This window comes from Streptomyces sp. NPDC028635, from assembly GCF_040637635.1.
GTDB lineage: Bacteria > Actinomycetota > Actinomycetes > Streptomycetales > Streptomycetaceae > Streptomyces.
Genome location: NZ_JBEZWX010000026.1, coordinates 62730 through 80404, shown reverse-complemented (window position 1 = coordinate 80404; position 17675 = coordinate 62730). Strand labels below are relative to the sequence as shown.

General features: G+C 69.9%; 17 protein-coding genes. All 17 read right to left on the bottom strand.

The window, feature by feature from the left end; all coding sequences use genetic code 11:
* Positions 1–3: 3 nt before the first annotated feature.
* The 17 genes from AB0E88_RS25040 to AB0E88_RS24960 all read right to left on the bottom strand — a co-directional run bounded on the left by AB0E88_RS25040 (position 4) and on the right by AB0E88_RS24960 (position 17671).
* Positions 4–543, bottom strand: coding sequence for a hypothetical protein (locus AB0E88_RS25040; protein WP_361634410.1), 540 nt, complete (start codon positions 541–543; stop codon positions 4–6).
* Positions 537–1259 carry a hypothetical protein gene (locus AB0E88_RS25035; protein WP_361634408.1) on the bottom strand — a complete coding sequence of 241 codons (723 nt, stop codon included), beginning with the start codon at positions 1257–1259 and terminating at the stop codon, positions 537–539. Before AB0E88_RS25035 ends, AB0E88_RS25040 begins: the two co-directional genes overlap by 7 nt.
* A gap of 59 nt (positions 1260–1318) precedes the next feature.
* Positions 1319–3769: a Tox-REase-5 domain-containing protein gene (locus AB0E88_RS25030; protein WP_361634405.1), complete on the bottom strand. Its 2451-nt coding sequence runs from the start codon at positions 3767–3769 to the stop codon at positions 1319–1321.
* Between the two features lie 188 nt (positions 3770–3957).
* Positions 3958–4725, bottom strand: coding sequence for a hypothetical protein (locus AB0E88_RS25025; RefSeq protein WP_361634402.1), 768 nt, complete (start codon positions 4723–4725; stop codon positions 3958–3960).
* Entirely contained in the window at positions 4718–7201 is a 2484-nt protein-coding gene (locus AB0E88_RS25020; protein WP_361634399.1) for a hypothetical protein, read from the bottom strand. Before AB0E88_RS25020 ends, AB0E88_RS25025 begins: the two co-directional genes overlap by 8 nt.
* A 197-nt stretch (positions 7202–7398) precedes the next feature.
* Positions 7399–8043 carry an OmpA family protein gene (locus AB0E88_RS25015; protein ID WP_361634396.1) on the bottom strand — a complete coding sequence of 215 codons (645 nt, stop codon included), beginning with the start codon at positions 8041–8043 and terminating at the stop codon, positions 7399–7401.
* Positions 8043–8639 (bottom strand): hypothetical protein, encoded by a 597-nt coding sequence (locus AB0E88_RS25010; protein ID WP_361634393.1) that lies wholly within the window; start codon positions 8637–8639, stop codon positions 8043–8045. The genes AB0E88_RS25015 and AB0E88_RS25010 overlap by 1 nt, the downstream gene beginning before the upstream one ends.
* Positions 8640–8669: 30 nt before the next feature.
* Positions 8670–9335, bottom strand: a complete 666-nt coding sequence (locus AB0E88_RS25005) for a pilus assembly protein TadG-related protein (RefSeq protein ID WP_361634390.1) — start codon at positions 9333–9335, stop codon at positions 8670–8672.
* Positions 9335–9571: a hypothetical protein gene (locus AB0E88_RS25000; protein ID WP_361634387.1), complete on the bottom strand. Its 237-nt coding sequence runs from the start codon at positions 9569–9571 to the stop codon at positions 9335–9337. The genes AB0E88_RS25005 and AB0E88_RS25000 overlap by 1 nt, the downstream gene beginning before the upstream one ends.
* A 248-nt stretch (positions 9572–9819) precedes the next feature.
* A complete protein-coding gene (locus AB0E88_RS24995) occupies positions 9820–10710 on the bottom strand; it encodes a response regulator transcription factor (protein ID WP_361634384.1) in 891 nt (296 codons plus the stop codon).
* 35 nt (positions 10711–10745) lie between these two features.
* Positions 10746–12104 carry a histidine kinase gene (locus tag AB0E88_RS24990; RefSeq protein ID WP_361634381.1) on the bottom strand — a complete coding sequence of 453 codons (1359 nt, stop codon included), beginning with the start codon at positions 12102–12104 and terminating at the stop codon, positions 10746–10748.
* A 4-nt stretch (positions 12105–12108) separates the two neighbouring features.
* Positions 12109–12996, bottom strand: coding sequence for a DUF5936 domain-containing protein (locus AB0E88_RS24985; RefSeq protein ID WP_361634379.1), 888 nt, complete (start codon positions 12994–12996; stop codon positions 12109–12111).
* 30 nt (positions 12997–13026) lie between these two features.
* A complete protein-coding gene (locus tag AB0E88_RS24980) occupies positions 13027–13965 on the bottom strand; it encodes a type II secretion system F family protein (RefSeq protein ID WP_361634376.1) in 939 nt (312 codons plus the stop codon).
* A gap of 56 nt (positions 13966–14021) precedes the next feature.
* Entirely contained in the window at positions 14022–15365 is a 1344-nt protein-coding gene (locus AB0E88_RS24975) for a CpaF family protein (protein ID WP_361634373.1), read from the bottom strand.
* A 56-nt stretch (positions 15366–15421) separates the two neighbouring features.
* Complete coding sequence (locus AB0E88_RS24970) at positions 15422–15829, bottom strand: TadE/TadG family type IV pilus assembly protein (RefSeq protein ID WP_361634370.1); 408 nt, start codon at positions 15827–15829, stop codon at positions 15422–15424.
* A gap of 2 nt (positions 15830–15831) precedes the next feature.
* The gene (locus AB0E88_RS24965) at positions 15832–16194 is read right to left on the bottom strand and encodes a pilus assembly protein (protein ID WP_361634368.1); all 363 of its coding nucleotides are present in this window, start codon (positions 16192–16194) and stop codon (positions 15832–15834) included.
* 193 nt (positions 16195–16387) lie between these two features.
* Positions 16388–17671 (bottom strand): AAA family ATPase, encoded by a 1284-nt coding sequence (locus AB0E88_RS24960; protein ID WP_361634365.1) that lies wholly within the window; start codon positions 17669–17671, stop codon positions 16388–16390.
* Between the last annotated feature and the right edge of the window lie 4 nt (positions 17672–17675).

Sequence of the window (17675 nt, the reverse complement as noted above, 5' to 3'; positions counted from 1 at the left end):
GGCTCAACGCGGCTCGCCGGCCACCTCGACGATCTCTCGGTCGCTGATCGCGGCCATGAGCACCAGTGGTGCGTCACCGTCGCTCTGGCCCACGGAGATGCCCACCCACCGGTCCGCGCCGCCGGGCCCCTCCTGAACGGGGCCCCAGACGGTCAGATCGCCGTAGTCGTCCGCGTCGCACAGAGCCTGGTGCAGCGGTGGCAGCGGCTCGCCGGCCTGGTAGCGGAAGAGCGCGCCGTGCATGGCGACCCGGCGGGACGGTCCCCACCGGCGGGTCAGCTCGTCCGCCACCTCCCCGGCCCTGCGATCGGCGCCCCGCACGGCGGCGTTCCAGTCCTCACCGTGTACGCCGGTGAGGTGCCGGCTCTGCCAGAGGGGGGCGAGCACGAACCCCTCACCGGTCTCCTGGGTCCGCTCCCCGGTGAGCGGGTCCTCCTCCACCACGCTCGGGCCCTGCGCCGGCAGGGGCTCCACGAGCAGCGCCAGGATGGCGGCGACCGCCCGGCCGACGTCGAACTCGTCCGCGTACTGACGATTCACCACGCGCTCCGGTCCATCGGCTTGGGCAGCGGCTGGAGCGCTCCCGCCTCACGCAGCCGTACGTTCACCTGGACCACCTTGTGCGTCTCCGAGGCGGGCGGATCGACGGAGAGCAACAGGCCGCCGGCAGGCAGCCCCGTGCGGGTGACGTCGGGAAGGTCGGCGGGCACCAGCGCCGCCCGGCCCGGGGAGAGGTAGCCGAACCGGCCGACGGACGGCTCGCCGACACCGAAGTCCGCCTCGTCCTCCAGGGCGTCGAGGACGTCGTCGTCGGTCACGTCACCGAAGTCGGGCTCCCAGCTCTCCGCCACCAGGGTGAGCAGTTCCGCCTCGGGAATCACGGCACCTTCGGGAGCCTCGACCTCGAGGATCAGATTCTGCAGCACAAACTCGGGCGCTCCTCCGGCCGCGCCCCGGATGTCGGCACGCCAGCCGGATACGCCCCCGACGACGAGGGAAAGCCCGTAGCCCGTGCTCCCGGACCAGCCGTCCTCGGCCTGGACCGACCGCAGCGCCGCGAGGATCGACTCCGCGTCGGCGCGCAGAGCGGTGGCCGGCCCGGACTCGTGGATCTGCTGCCAGGTCCACACCTCGCCCGGCTCGGGTGCGAGGGCCGGCAGCAGGGACGCCAGTCGGTCCAGCGTCCGCTTCCAGCGATCGGCCAATGCCTCGGCCGACTCCTCACGAGGACCCCAGAAACCTCGCACCACGCGGCTCATGCTGTACCTCCGCCCCTTCTCGTACGCCACTTCCGGCAGCTCACTTCGTTTTCGCCACGCTAGTCGAACTGCGCCGGGTTCCTGGGACCCGGGCCCTTCGCGGGGGTGTGGACGACCTTGATGGGCAGGCCCTCCTTGCGGAACGCCGCACGGGCCGCCTTGGCCACCTCCGGGTCCGAGAAGTGCCACTCGACGGCACGACCACCGGACGCCTCCACCTGCCGTCGGGCTTCCGTCACGAACGTCTCCTTACCGGACTTGGTGAGAGACCCGTCCTTCGACAGGAAGCTCTTGTAGCCGTTCTTGGCCTCCAGGAACGTCTGCCGGGCGGAGTCCCAGCCGTCGAACTCCACGTCCGGCACGCCCTCCTTGGGATGCGGGACGACGTACTCCTTGCCGCGCTTCACCCCGGTGACCTGCTCCTGGTAGCGCAGCCAGGACTCGTTCTTCCAGTTGGGCGGAGGGTTGCGGTCCCGGCTGGCCCAGAAGCCGTCCATATGGTCGGCGTCACCCAGCTTGGGGTCCTTCAGGTTCTTGGCCCAGTCCGCCGGGAGGTAGTTGCGCGGGTCGGACGTGTCGTTGCGCCGGGGGTCGGGCCACTTCTTCATTTTCTTCGCGGCATCGATGGCCCGCTGCGGCTCCTCGGCCCGCTTCTTGGCCAAGTACGCGTCGCGCGCCTGCTCTCGGGCCTCCTTGGCCTTGGCCTCCGCGTCCTTGTCGCAGCCCTCGTCGGCGAGGACGACCCGGCCCGGGGCACCGGCCGCGAGGACGAGCGTGCCAGAGCCGGTGAGGCCGGGGCTGTCCGGTGCGCCCCCAGGTGAGAGACGCCTCAGTGCGATGACGCAGCCGGTCTTGCGCGCCTGTTCCTCCGCGGCGTCGGCCGCCTCGTCGGCCTCCTTCGCCGCCCGGCCGGCCTCGGCGGCGTCTCCGGCCTCGGCGGCCTTGCGCGCCCGCTTCGCCGCGTCCCCCGCCTTCTCTGCGGCCTCCGCCACCTTCGCGGCGACCTTGCCGAGCTTGCCGAGTTTGCCGACCTTCCCGACGACCTTCGCCACGTCGTAGCCCGGGATGAAGAGGGACCCGACGTTCCAGACGACATCGGTGACCGCGCGGGTCTTCTGCCCGTTGTTCCAGCGCTCGCGGACCTCGTCGCCGACGAAGATGTCGTCGCCGACCTTGACGACGGTGTTGACCGACGCGCCGCCCCAGTCCCACAGCGCGCCCAGGTAGTCGCCCTTGTCCCACTTGTCGCCGGCGCCCTTGGAGTCCTCCACCCACTGATGGCCGAGCTGCTTGCCGTATTCGGCCATCCCGGACCAGGTGTCGCCGTCGAAGAGCGAGAAGATGCCGGTGACGTCTCCCCAGGCTCCGTCGACGAAGAGGCCCTTGCCCACCTGGGAGACCTTGTCCCAGGCGCATCCGAAGAAGCCGCCGCAGTCTCCGTCGTCCTTGCCGCCGTTGTCCTCGTCGGTCGCGGTGGGCTGGACGTCGTAGGCCTCCTCCGGCTCGGGGTTCGTCTCGGGGTAGGTCGCCTGGGTACTCCCGTCGGGGCCGCCGTCCGTGCCGGCGCTGCCCGTACCTCCGGCCGCACCCGCGGAGCTGTTGCCGTCCGTGCCGCCGGCGCCGTCCGTGCCGCCGGCGCCGTTGGCACCGCCCGCGCCGTTGGCTCCGCCGTTGCCGTCGGTGCCGGCGGTGCCGTTCGTGCCGGCGGAACCGCCTGCCGCGCCGGCGGACCCGGTGCCGTTCGCCCCGCCCGACGCGCCGGCGGTCCCCATGCCGTTCGTCCCACCCGACGCGCCAGCAGACCCCGCACCGTTCGCCCCGCCCGACGCGCTGGCGGACCCCGTGCCGTTCGTCCCGCCGGTGCCGGAGGTGCCCTCCGTGCCGCCGGGCTGGTCACCGTCCGGGTCGCCGCCGGCTTCGTTCTGCGTGCCGTCGGAGCTGCCGCAGTCCCCGTCGCTCACGACGCGGCACACCTGCTGGCTCATCGTGGCCGCGATGTTCTGACCGACGCCGGAGGCGAGGAGCCCCAGAATGATCGCGGCGACGAGGACGATCAGGCCGACATACTCGAGCGTCGACTGACCACGGTCCCGGCGCCGGCGTATCACCTGGGGCGGGGTGAACGGCGGTTTGTCCTCCCGGTCCCGCTCCGCGAGCCGGAACCACGCCCGGCTCTCCTCACGGGTGAGGAACCAGATCACCAGGACCGGCAGGAACAACTGCCCGAAGCCCCGCATCGAGCCGTCGGCGATGTTGCCCGCGCCGCCGAGCAGGAACCACGCCTGGACCGCGATCAGCCCCCACCACAGGGACCTCCCGCCCGTCCATGTCCGACGCGAGAGAAGCCATCCGGTCACGCCCGGCACGGCGCCGTAGACGACGAGCCCGATGAGCGTTCCGTTCACCGCGTCCGCGGCGAGCGCCGAACCGAACAGACCGAGGCCGCCCATGACGGTGGCCGCGAACAGGATGTGGATCAGCAGCCGGGCCGCCCGGAGGGCGCGTGGCAACGGCCGACGTTCCCGGTCCGACGCCCAGCCGGCGTTGCCATACGCAGATATGCCACTCAACGCGAAGTCTCCGTCCCCCGAGCTGTACCGGCAGTTGAGTAGCCGTCAGCCTAGGGGGAGGTCACCGGAGACGTCGTGGGCCCAAGGGCCCATGACGGGCCCAAATAGCAGGGCCGTCAGTCAACACGTCAGCTGTCCATGCCTTCGGCCTCCAGTTCGAAGAGCATGCTCTCTGCGGCTTCCGCGTTGTCCCACGTAGCCGGTCCGTCCGGCTTCGCCGCCAAGCGTTCCAGTGCCGCCTTCGGCTCCGCACCACCCATCGCTCCCAGCAGTTCGATGGCGGAGTCGGCTCCCATGTCCGCAATCACGTAGCGCTCGGCCAAGCTCACCGCCCAGTCCGCGAAGCGACTTGGATCTGTGTCGAGCGTCAGCCAGCGGAACACCGAGTCGGCCACGTCATCCCGCAGGCGGGAGATCAAAGCGAGCATCGCCACGTCGACATGCCTGCCCACGTGCTTCTGGAGCGGGTACGCCCGCGCTGAGTCCCGCCATTCGCTTGCCAACGCGTCCACCTCGGCCCACGTCACGTGGCTCATACGCGGCACGCGCCGGGCAAGGGCCTCGTGGAACTGCTCCCACACCTGCCACAGCAAGCCGGGGGACGGCGGCTGGGGCACGCGCGGCGCCGGGTTCCGGTCGTCCAGCAGCGCGATCAGCACCCTTCGGGCCTGCTCCACGTGCTCATCCGTACGCGGCAGGCCGGAGATCGGCGTCCAGTCGAACGCGTCCCATGGCTGCGGGAGACACCGCAAGGTCGGCGGCAGGACGAAGTCACCATCCGGATAGCGCCAGCGCTCGACCTGCGGGTCCCATGCCTCCTCGTCACCCGGCCCCGTGCCCGACTCACTCATCGCCGCCGCCCTGTCAACGTCTCGTTCCGCCTCGTCGTCAGTCAATGCCCAGATACGCCTTCGCGCTCTTCGGGTCCTTCATCTTCGCCCAGTCCATCGTCCCATTTGCAGTTCGCTCGTTGATGGCACGCTGCATCCTGTCGAGCTGGTCAGCGGACAGGTGCTGCCCCGCCACCTTCGCGTCCACGCCGTTCTTGGCCATTTCACCGGCCGCCGTCCGGGTGTCCTTGGCGGGCTTGCCGTTCCGGGCGGGCTTGAACTCACTGAAGATCGAGGTCCAGCGATCCATCGTCTCGATCTCGACGGTGGCCTTCCGCCCCGGCTCCTTGCTCGCCCACTTCTTGAGCCGCTCCACCTGATTGGCGAAGTCCGCCTTCCGTGTGGCGGAGCCGGCGTTCTTGACCTCCTTCACCTGCACCGTGCCGTTCCTGTCCTTGTAGACGACGTCGGCGTCAGGGATTTCGTCGAGGTTCACCTTTTCCCCGTTACCCAGGTCGGCCTCCTTGCGGTTCATGCTCTGACCGACACCGGCGTCCACCTGTGTCCCCGGGGCCGCCTCGTCAGCGGCACGCCGTACGGCGTTCACCTCGGCGCGTGCTTCAGCGAGCTTGTTGGCGTCGGACGCGTTGACGACCTTCCCTTCCAGAGCTGCCGCCGCATCGCCGTTGACGTTCTTACGACCCGCGAGATCGGCGATCTCGTCCAGTGCGTCAGCCGCCTCCTTCGTGCCGATCTCGGTCTTCGCCGGGTCAGGGTTGTCCTTGGCCCGGGCGACGAGACCGTCGATCTGGTCATCGGGCACCGAGGAGCCCCGCTCTCGCAGGGCAGCCTTGGCCCTCTCGGCGCGAGCTTCGAGCGTCTGCCGCTCGGCCTCGTCCGCCTTCTGGCGGGCGTCCTGCGCCTGCTGCTTGGCGTCCTCGTCGCACTTCCCCTCGGCAAGCACCACGTAGGGTTCCGGCCGGCCGGCGGCGAGGACGGCGGTGCCCGTACCGGGGCCGCCGCCAAGCCGGGAACCACCGCCCTCGTAGGGCGTCTCGCTGCTGGGTGCGGCGATGGTGCAACCCGACTCGCGGGCGCGCTTCTCGGCTTCGTCCGCCGCTTCGTCGGCTTCCTTGGCGGCCTTCTCGGCGCCCTTGACGTCGCCGGCCTTGGCTGCCTTCTTCGCGTCCTCCACCGCTTTCGCGACTCGCTCCGTGACCTTGACCGCCTTGGTGAGCTTGTTGAGCTTGTTCAGGCGGTTGAGCCACTTCACCTCGCCCACACCGGGGATGAACATCGAGCCGATGTTCCACACGGTGTTTCCGAAGCCGTCGCCCCAGTTTCCCTTCTTGAACGAGTCGACATCCACGAAGGAGTCCACGAGGAAGTCAGCGCTGAACTCCGCTGGGCTGGCGACCCATTCCAGTGGCACGCCCAGGTAGTTCCACCCGCCCTTGTCCCACCGGCCGCCGAGTTCATCGGACTTGGCGGACCACCAGTCACCGGTGTACGTGGACAGGCCGTTCCACATCTGCTTGGCCGAGTCGACAGGGTGCCTGATCATGTGGGCGGTGTCCTTCACATCGCCCCACGCGGCCTTGAACGGCGAGGTGAACAGGTCGCCGACCTGGTCGAGGGTGCTCTTGCCTCCGCCGTCCCCGTCCCCTTCGGAACTCTTCGACGTCGCATCCGACGCGTTGGCGGCGGTGCCACCGCTACCCCCGCCGGAGGCACCTCCTGAATCGGAGGACCCGCCGTCGGCCTGGCCGCCGGAACCGGCGGAACCGCCGTTCGAGCCGCCGCCCGAGTCGGTGGCACCACCGCTGACGCCACCGCCCTGCGTGGTCCCATCGCCCTGCGTGGTGCCGGCGCTGTCGCCCTTGCCGCCGTCCGCCTTGACCGGCCCGTCTCCGCCGCCCGGCGCGGCACATCCGCTGCCCGTCACGGAACACACCGCCGAGCGGAAACCATCGGCCAGCTGCCCGCCCACGCCCGTCAGCAGCAGGGCAACGACGATCGCGACCACCAGGGTCACCATGCCGACGTACTCGAGCGTTGACTGACCCTCGTCGCTGTGCCGCCACTTCAGCATCCGCGCCAGGCTGAACCCGGGATTCTCCTCCCGCTCCAGCTCGGGCAGCAGGAACCACTCCCGCACCGGCCGCAGCGACAGCAGTACGATCACGGCGATCGGCACGGTGATCTGTGCCAGACCGCGTGGATCACCGCGACCGATCGACGCTGTCGCCTGCAGGACGAGCAGCGCCTGGACGCCGATCAGCGACCAGCGCACATACCGGCCTCCGGTCCACGCCCGGCGTGCCAGCACCAGCCCCGCCACACCGGGCGCAGCCGCGTACACCAACAACCCCGCGATCTGGCCGGTCACGTGCAGCACCATGAGCACGCCCAGAGCGCCCAGCACGGTGAAACCGAACAGGGCGAAGAGCAGGACACGGGCCGTCACGAGAGCGCGTGGCATCCGCACACGTGAGGCGGGATAGGAGGCGTACGACCCCCCGAAACCGGCAGAGAACGACATGCCGGTGATCATAGGAAGACACATCGCCACCAGGCCTGGGCCTCAGGGCCCAACTCCGGGCCCAATCAGCCACGTTCATACGGAGCCGTGTCGGTCGCGGAGCCGGACGCAACCGTCGCTCACCAACGCGAAGCCCGCCCCACGCCTGACCTGGCGTGGGGCGGGCCACCGTCCGTTGTCCCCGTGTCCCGTCCGCGTCAGTTGCCGCTTTCGCCGCGCGGGAAGGAGATCTCCACACGTCGGTTCTTCTTGCGGCCCTCTTCCGTCGAGTTGTCGGCGATCGGGTACTGCTCGGCGTAACCGCGGATCTCGTACGTGACCGAGGAATCGTTGAGCTCTTCGGTGAGCACCTTCTGGACGGCATCCGCCCGCTGCTTGGACAGCACCATGCCGTGAGCATGGGTGCCGAGGTTGTCCGTGAAGCCGAAGACCCGGACGTGCTTCGCGCCCTGCTTCTTGATCTCCGCGGCGATCTCCGCGATGCGGGACTTCGCCGCGGCGTTGAGCTGCGCGCTGTCCTTGCCGAACAACACCTCGGCCTGGAGCGCGAACTTCACGTCCGCGTTGGTGTCCTCGCGGCGCTCGTCACCGTCGAGATCCTCGACCACGGACTTGATGTCCAGCACCTTGGGTGGCGCGAGCTTCGCTCCGTCGGGCAGCTTCAGGTCGGGATCCGACTCGTCGACCTTGACCGGGGCGGAGGCCGAAGGGGTGGGATACGGGTCGTCGTCCGCAAGGGCGAGCGGGACGCCGTAGACGCCGAGCGCGAGGGTTCCGGCGAGCACAATCGCCGCCGAACGCATACGCGCGCGTGGGGAGCGGGATGCGGTGGCGGTGCTCATCAGGAGATCTCAATCGGGCCGTTGGGGAAGCCTGGGAACTGGAGGTCGACCGTAGTGGTGGACTCCGGCGGGGCGGGGAACTGGGCAAAGAAGGAAAGCGTCTCGCCGGCTCGGATACTGGACGCGTACTTCGTCGTCGTCAGCGGACGGTTCTCGGTGTCCCGGAGCACGAAGTACCGCTTCCTCCCCTTGGAGTCCACGAGCGTCATGGCCGCCAGAGAGGAACCGGTCTTGCGGATGGCGGATTCATCGCCACTCCACTGCACAGGCGTGGTGAAGGACTTGCCGCTGGTGTTCTTGAAGTCACCGCTGATGGTGAGAAAACCGCCGCTGTCCCGCTTGGCCTCATGCACGACCATGGCGATGCCTTCCTCGCCATTGAGCGTCGCGAGGACCTTGCTCGTGTCCGGCAGCGTCTTCCCGCCGTCGTTCTGGCCGCCCTTGTCACTCTCCCCGTTGGCGCTGCTGGAAGCCGTCGTCGAGGGTTTGGCGGCGTCGCCTTCACTGTTGCAGGCGGTCACCGAGACGGCCAGTGCCGCAGCCAGTACGGCTGCCGCACCCGCCCTTCGCAGCTGTCCTACGTGCCGAATCATCATGAATCGCTAGTCCTTCGTGTTCGCTCGCGGTCAGTCGTCGGCAAGCCGGACCCGGAAGAGGTCCGACATATCAGGCAGGAGGTCCAGGTGGGCCGGGTCGATGATCCAGTCCTTGCCGTCGTCACACTGGATCTTCCCGGGTGACGGCTTGTCCTCTTCAGTGCCGGGCTTGTCGTCACCCGACGGCTTGGGCGTGGCCTGCGGCGTCTCCGTCACCTCGTCGGGCTCGAACCTGCAGAGAGGCTCGACCACGGCCGTGGCGCTGACCCTGGCGCGCTTGTTCTCCGTCCCAGGAAGGGCGCTCTTGCCCACCGTCTTCCCGCTCTCGAGGTCGACGGAGAAGCCCCAGCGGCCGTCCGCGAGTCTCCGACAGCGGAAGGAGTCCGTGCGCGCGCCGTTCTTCTCGGCGAAGCGGAGAGCCTCGCCGCACCCATTGGCCGTGCCGGGCGGGTCGCCCCGCAGGAGATCCTTCAAGTAGTCGCCGTCGAGGATGTGGTCGAGGAAAGCGGCCTTGAGGCCGTCCCTGGATTCCATCGCCGCCGCCAGGGCTGCGGAGTCGGCCGCTGTCTGCGCCTCGTTGCGACGGACGTCCGCCTTGCCGAACACGAAGTAGAGCAACGCGAGAAAGAGCAGGCCGACCACCGCTGTGATGTACAGCGGTGCGGCCTGCCCTGCATCCCGACGCAACCGGAACATCAGCTGTCGAGAACCTCGTTCACCTTGTCCTTGAACTTGTTCGCGATCGTCTCGCCCATGTCCGTGTTCAGCAGCGCCACGATGATCGCCACGACGAGGATCGTGACGCCGACGTACTCGATCGCTCCCTGGCCCTTGTCGCGGGCGGCCTTCATCTTCTCGACGCGGGTGTTGGCCCAGCTGCCGATGTAGACCTTGGTCGTGGTGGCGGCCTTGAGCGCGGCGTCCTTCATCATGGTGGGTCCCTCCAGGTTCGGCCGGCCGTGTGGCGGCCGACTCTGAGACGTACGGAGTCCGGGTGCCGCTCGCGCTTCCGGCTTCCTCCTGGCCGGTCTCGCTGGCGACACCGGAAACGTACGCCCGGCAGCCCCGCGCCCACATGGGCCCCAGGACCCATTGGCGGGCCCAACCTGGCTCGTGGGCCCCGTCGTCGGGCCGATGGGACCACGGACCCACGGCGGCGTGCCGGCTCCACGACGCGTGGTCAGGCATGGCCGCGCCCCCCTCGCCGCGCACCGTTCCAGATGGCGATGGCCTCGCCCCGGCTCTGGGCGTTCAGCTTGGCGAAGATGCGGTTGATGTGGTTCTTGACCGTCTTCTGACTGATGAAGCAGGTGGCCGCGATCTCCTGATTCGTCATACCGGACGCGATCAGGTCCATCACCTCCACCTCCCGCTGGCTCAGCTCCGCGAGCACCCCCCCGACTCCCGCTGTCGCCATGGAGCCCGGCGAAGAGACTGCCACATCTGGTTGCTGTTGCGAAGGCAAATCAGCAGATTGCTGTCCGGTCAACTTCGAAGCCGGCATCGCCATCGGGGTGCGTGGGGCCGCGTTATCGGTAGCCGCGTGTGCAGATGCAGAGAACGCCGTGCCCAGTCCGTCCGGGAGCGGGCCCCCGCCGGCCGGGGAGCCGCCGCGGAAGCCCTGGAGCAGCGCGCTGGAGGCGGTGGGCGTGAAGTGAGCTCGGCCCGCCTTGATATCGCGTACCGCGTCGACGAGTTGGTCCGCTGTGAACTCGCCGTGCACCAGGTAGCCGCCCGCGCCCAGGCGAAGGGCCTCGTGCACGATCTCCGCCTCCCTGCTGTACGTCATCATCAGCACGGGAGCGATACCCACGAGGTGCGGCAGTGCGGAGATGCCGTCCACGCCGGGCATGCGGACATCGAGCAGGACGACGTCGGGGCGGTGGCGGACGGCGAACTCGTAGGCCTGCCGACCGTCGGCTGCCTCGGCGACGACCTCCAGATCGTCGCGCCCGGACAGCAGCGCGGTCAGGCCGGCGCGTACCACGGGGTTGTCGTCGGCGACGACCACCCGCAGCGGCGGTGCGGGCGGTGCCTCTGCGAACGCCGGGAAGGCGGGTGTGTCCGGCATGTGCGGCCTCCTCTCGGAAGGGTGAGGGCGGAACGTCAGGTGGGCGGCAGCGAGGCGCTGCCCCTCTCGGTGTGGCGGAACTGCGGCGGGATGGCGGGCAGCCGGTCGCGTGGACGGGCGCCGAGGGCGGCCAGCGGCAGGTCCAGCCGGACCTCGGTGCCCCGGGTCGCCCGGCCCCGTCCGATGCGGATGCGGGCGCCGATGCCCGCCGCTCGCTCGACCATGCCGACGAGACCGAAGTGACCGGCCTTCCTCAGGTCGTCCAGGGTCAGGTCCACGGGCAGGCCTCTTCCGTCGTCGAGGACGCTGACGCGCAGCATGTCCCCGACGACTCCGGCCGAGACATGCACCTGGGTCGGCTCGGCATGCCGGTGGGCGTTCTCCATCGCCTCGGAGGCGATCGTGAGCAGATGGCGGGCGGCCGCGTGCGGCACCGCGGGTGGTGTGCCACCGATGGAGCCGTACGTGGCCCGCAGTCCGGTGCGCCGCTGGAAGTCGGCGGTGCGTGCCTCCAGCTCGGCGATCACGTCCACGCCCCCTTCGAGGTCGGACTCACGGCGCAAGTCGGCCAGGAGCTCACGGGACTCGGCGGCGGCACGGCGGGCAGAGCGGGCGACGAGTCCGGCCTGGCGTTTGACGGCGTCGGCGTCCAGCCGGTCCGCCGAGTGGGCCAGTCCGTCGGCGGCGAGGGCGACACCGTGCAGGGTCTTGGCGACCGAGTCGTGCATCTCGCGGGCGAGCCGGGCCCGTTCCTCCTCCACGGCCTCGCTGACGGCGAGCCGGGCCCTGGTCTCGGTCAGGGCGTGGGTGGCCGCGCCGAAGCGGAGCAGGAGGCGGCGCAGGCTGCTGCCGACCGCACCGGCCAGCACGCACAGACCGACGACGAGCAGCGTGGAGGCGTTCATGTCCACGTCCCGGTCCATCGCGTACGCCAGGCCCACGAGGAGGGACTGGAGCGGCGCGAACACCGTGGCGCCGCGCCAGTCGTAGACCAGCCCGGCGAGCAGCGGAGTGCAGATGGTGACGTAGGCCAGGGTGGAGTTGGGGGAGGCGGCGAAGAGCAGCAGCGAGCCGAACACCATGTCGACGCCCAGCAGTGACGGGTGGCGCAGCAGCACCGGGCCGAACCGCTCCCAGTCGCGTAACAGGGCGTAGGACCCCATGACGGTGACCAGGACGGCGGAGCCGACGAGCCAGCCGGACACTTCGCTGCGTGTCCCGGTCAGCGCGAACGGCGCCGCCAGCGCGGTCATCGCCAGCCGGAAGCCGTACAGCTGACGGCACAGCGCGGACAGCGCGTTGACCTGGATCGGCAGCGCGGGCGTGCTCGTCTCGGGCAGCGGGTCCGTGGCCGCGCCGCCGGCGAGGGAGCGGAGGGTCCTGCCGCGGGGCATCACGTCAGCCTCCGAGCAGGTCGTTGAAGTTGATGTCGGACGCGTAGTAGAAGCCCACGGCGATGAGGATCATCGTGCCCGGCAGCATGAAGCTCGTGACGATCAGCGTCGCCTTGGGGACCGCCTTGGCCGCCCTGCGCCTTGCGTTCTGGGCGTCGGTGCGGCGCATGTCGTTGGCGATCTGCATGAGCGTGTCCACGATGGGAGCGCCGAGTTCCTCGCCCTGCTGGAGGGCGGAGACGAACATCGAGACCTGCTCGGAGGCGTTGCGCTTGCGCAGCTGCTCGAAGGCGTCGCGGCGGCTGACACCCATGTCCATCTGACGCAGGGTGATGCGCAGTTCGTCTGCCCAGGGACCCTCGTACTTCTCGGCCACGCGCTCCAGTGCCTGGCGGAAGCCGAGGCCGGCGGAGACGACGACGGCGAGGACGTCCAGGAAGTCGGGCAGGGTGCGTTCGATGTCGTCCTTGCGGCGGCCGGTGGCGGACCTGATGGTGACGTCCGTCCAGAAGATGCCGTAGACGAGGAACAGGACGGCCAGCACGATCTGGCCGTTCATCAGCATGGCGAGGCTGGTGAGGGCGCCCAGACCGCCGTAGACGGCGAGGCGGGCGGCGTAACGGTCGACCGTCATACCGCCGGGGTTGCCGGCCATGTCGAGTTTGCGCCGCACCTTGTCGACGCGCTTCGGTCCCATCATGCGCAGCACGCGCGGGGCGTACCGCATGCCGAGCCGGTCGATGGCGGAACCGGCGGCGGTGGTGCGGCTGGAGCCGACCTCCAGGGCGACGGCGAGGTCGGCGGGCAGCTTGGCGTCGCTCCGGTAGAGGCGTATGCCGTAAAGGGCGCCGTAGACGGCGGCCGCGATGACGGTGGCCAGCAGCAGGTCCATGGGGGTTCTCCTCCTTTCGTGGGGTCGGCGTCAGACGCGGATGCGCGTCATCCGGTTGATGAGGAAGAACCCGAGGCCGTAGAGACCCGAGGCGACGATGACGGCGATCTTTCCGACGGTGGCGCCGGTCATGTCGTCGAGCGCTCCGTCGCGCATGCCGTTCAGGATCAGCAGGAAGCCGAAGCCGAGCAGGGGGACGGCGATCGCGGTGACCTTCACCTGGGACAGCTGGGTGGCGACCTCGCGGCGGGTTTCCTTGCGTTCCTCCAGCGTCTGGGTGAGGTTGCGCAGCGAGGAGACGATGGTGCCGCCGGCCCGGTTGGACAGGACGAGTGTGGAGACGAGGACCTTCAGCTCGCGTGACGGCAGACGGTCGGCGAGGTCGGCCAGGGCGTCTTCGAGGCTGCGGCCCACGGCGAGCTGGTCGGCGACCTTGCGGAACTCCTCACCGGCCGGGTCGTCGAGCTCGTCGGCGGCCATGGCGATGGCCGTGCGCAGTGCGAGGCCGGCCTGCGTGGCGTTGGCGAGGACTCGGGTGAGTTCCGGCAACTGGCCGATGAACGCCTCGGTGCGCTTGGCGATCTGGTAGTTGAGGAAGGCGTTGCCGCCCCAGAGTCCGAGCAGGCCCGCGAGCAGGCCGAAGAAGGGCGCGAAGACGGTGCCGACGACGAAGTACAGGACGACGACGGCCGCGACGACGTAGACCGCGTACTCGCCGACGGTGAGGTCCAGGCCCGTCGTGCCGAGCTTGCGCTCCACGCGCTTGCCGAGCCGGGTGCGGCGGAACCGCCGGTCGATGCCCTGGAAGCGGCGCCGCCGGCCGGGCAGGTGGATCTCACCGGTCTGCGCCATCCGCTCGTACAGCACGTGCTGCTGTTCCTTGCCGGCGGAGTAGGTGTGCACACCGATGACGGCGAGCACACAGGCGATCAGTGTGACGCCGACGGTCAGCAGTGGGAGGTTGTCCATGGCGAGCGGTGCCTTCTCGGGGGACGCGGGGCGGTGTGGGGACGGTGGGCGGCGGGTCAGCCGGCGGTTCTGCGGAGGGTCAGCTGCTCCTCCGTCTGGGCGACGCCGAAGGCCGCCGGGATCGGCTCGCCGCGCATGTAGAGCCGTTCGGCGACCCTCCGGGGCAGGGGGTGGTAGGTGAAGTGGCCGTGTACGAGACCGTCGGACGACAGGGGCTGGGCGTCGAAGCGGCAGACGGAGACGATGCGGTAGTCCTCCCGGCCGTGGGAGTCGACGAGGGCGATCTCGGTGATCTTGCGGGAGCCGTCGGCGTGCCGGGTGAGCTGCACGATGACGTCCACCGCGCTGTTGATCTGGTCCTTGATCGCGACGAAGGGGATCTCCACCTCGGACATCGACGCCAGGGTCTGCAGGCGCATCAGCGCGTCCTCGGCGGAGTTGGCGTGGACGGTGGCGAGGGAACCGTCGTGGCCGGTGGACATGGCCTGGAGCATGTCGAGGGTCTCACCCCCGCGGACCTCACCGACGATGATGCGGTCGGGGCGCATACGGAGGGAGTTGCGCACCAGGTCGCGGATGGTGATCCGTCCCTTGCCCTCGACGTTCGGGGGGCGGCTCTCCAGGGTGATGACATGGGACTGCTGGAGCTGGAGCTCGGCGGAGTCCTCGATGGTGACGATGCGCTCGCCGTCGGGGATGAGCCCGGACAGCGCGTTGAGCAGCGTGGTCTTACCGGTACCGGTGGCACCGGAGACGATCACGTTGAACTTGGCGCGCACCAGGCCGGCCAGCAGCAGCGTCATCTGTTCGTCCAGTGAGCCGAGACCGATCATCTCCTGGAGGGTGAACGCGCGCGGGAAGCGCCGGATGGTCAGGACGGGCCCGCTCAGGGACAGCGGCGGGATGATGACGTTGACGCGCTCGCCGGACGGCAGCCGGGCGTCGACCATGGGATTGGCCTCGTCCACGCGGCGGTTGACCGTGGACACGATGCGTTCGATGGTCTGCATCAGCTGTTCGTTGGAGGCGAAGCGCAGCGGCAGGAGCTCCAGCCGTCCGCCGCGCTCCACGAAGACCTGGTCGGGACCGTTGACCATGATCTCGCTGATGGAGGCGTCCTCCAGGAGCGGTTCGAGGATGCCGAGGCCGAGGGCCTCGTCCACGACGCGCCGGATCAGCTGGGCGCGTTCGGTCGTGGACAGGACCGGACCCTCACGGCTGATGATGTGGCCGAGCACCCGCTCGAGCCGTATGCGCCGCTCGGATGCCTGCAGCGCGGACATCTCCGCGAGGTCGATCTCCTCGAGCAGCTTGGCGCGGTAGGCGGAGACGAGACGGCTCTCCTCGGTCAGCCCGTTGGAGGGCTGCTCGGAACCGTTGAGACGCGCCCTGAGGCTCATGTCGTCATCTCCCTGTACGGCTGGTGGTTCGGGTGGTGGGGCGGCGGTGGGCGGAGTCAGTGATCGTCGACCGGCATGGTGGCGCTGCGTCTGGCCGTGACTCCGTCCAGCAGGCCGGGGATCAGCGAGGGGACCGGCACCCTGGCGGTGACGGTGACCTCGTCGTCCCGGAAGTCGGGCTCGAAGTCGGCGTCCCCGGCGAGCCAGTCACTCATCGCGTCCCGGCCCGCCTGCTCGTACGACCGGTCGAAGTGGTCGTACGACGCCGCGCGGGCGGCGGCGCGGGAAGCCGTCCCGGCCTGTTGGACGGCGAAGACGGCGAGGCCGAGCTGGACGACGAGAAGGCCGATGAGGAGCAGCACCGGCAGCAGACCGACGTACTCGATGGCGGTCTGGCCGGTGTCCCGGCGCTTCCTGCGGCCGGCGGGGGTGGTGCGGAGGGCGGCGTGGGCAGCGGTGGGCACGGTCAGCTCTCCTTCGCTGCGGCGGCCTTGCTGGTGATCGTCAGGGGGAGGTTCATTCCGCCCGGGAAGAGCACCGGCACGTCGACGTGCGCTTCGACCAGGAACATGTCGCCGTCCGTCCGGCAGTCGATGTGCGCGGTCCAGCCGCCCGGGAGGTCCTCGCGGCCGGCCCGTCGGCAGGCCTGGTCACGGCTCTCCCGGAGGGTGTCGGCGATCGCGCCCGCCCGGGCTGCCTTGTCCGCCGCGTTTCCGGCCAGTACGAAGGCGTAACCGGTCAGAGCGGCCTGCCAAAGCAGGGCGATCGTGACGAGGATGATCGGGGCCATGCTCGTGAACTCGATGGCCACCTGGCCCCGGTCGTCCACGCCCTCACGTCGGCGGTGCCGGCTGCCGTCTGCCGGGGCCGTTCCCCCTGCCCGGCGACGGCGGTCAACCACCCGAACTCTCATCACACACTTCGCCCCCTCCTCCGTGTTCGCGCTCGGTCCCGGCCGTCGGTGGTGTACGTGCTCCTGCGGCCGCTCGTCTGTTCGTGCGCCTCGTTGATGGTCCCGTCGTCTACCCGTGTCCGCCCTGTGGGCCTTGCGTGTCATCGCCGCGACCGCGCCTTCGCAGGCCGATCGATCCTCGGTCCCCGCGGTTCCTGCGATGGCCCTTGCCCGCCATGGCGTCGGCCGACACGAGACCGAGTTCACCGGCGAGACCCCACAGCGCCTGTTTCACGGTGGACTTGGCCTCGAGGTCGTGCAACCGGCCGGCGTCGACGGCACCCTGCAGTTCCTTGAAGGCGGCCGGCACGGTGGTGCCGGCGACACGCGTGCCGGTGATCTTCTGGATGAGCGGTGGCTGGATCTCGGTGGCGCGGCTGTAGCGGTTGACGACGACGATCGTCTCCTCCGCCTTGCGGATCTGAAGCCTGGTCCACATCCGCACGAGTCGCTTGGCGGCCCGTACGCACACCACGTCGGGCGTGGTGAGCAGGAGCGCGGCGTCGGCCATCTCGACGGCGGCGGCGTTGGCGGTGTTCATCTGGGCGCCGCAGTCGATGACGACGACGGCGTGCCGCGACCGCAGGGAGCTGATGACCTGCCGCACGGAGCGGTCGGTGACCTCCTCGCCCCGTTCCCCGTCCTTCGGCGCGAGCAGCAGCGACAGACCGGACTCGTGGCCGAAGACGGCGTCCTGCAGCACCCTGGGCGTGATGTCCTGGATGCCTGCGAGGTCCACGATCGAGCGGCGGAACTGCACATCCAGGTAGGAGCCGATGTCTCCGGTCTGCAGGTCCAGGTCGACGAGGGCGGCGCTCTGCCCGGACGCCTGGGCGGCGAGCGCCAGCTGGACGGCGGCGAGCGTGGTGCCGACACCGCCCTTGGCGCCGGACACGGTGACGACGACGCCACCGGGGCCGGCCATGACCTCGCCGCCTGAGCCGAGATGGCGGCGGACCCCCGCGGCCCACTGGGACGCCGACTGCACGCGATTGGCGAGCTCCTCGTAACTGAGGGGCAGGGTCACCAGTCCCCGGGCTCCGGAGTCCATGGCCGCGGAGAGCAGGCCTGGACCGGCGTCCGCCGTGACGAGCACCACTCCGACGGCCGGGAAGCGCAGGGCGACCTCGCGGATCAGCTCCAGCGCGGGAACCGGACCGATGCTTTCATGGACGAGAACCACTTCGGGCAGCTCGTCCAGTGCCTCACCGGCGAGCCGGGCCAGCATGTCGATCAGCTGGGTGGAATCCGGCACCGGGGCGGCCGGCTCGGCGTCGGGAAGCTGGCTGAGCAGGGTGGTGACAGCCCGGGCCGCGTCGATGTCACCGACGGCGGGCAGGATCCTCGTGGTCATCCGG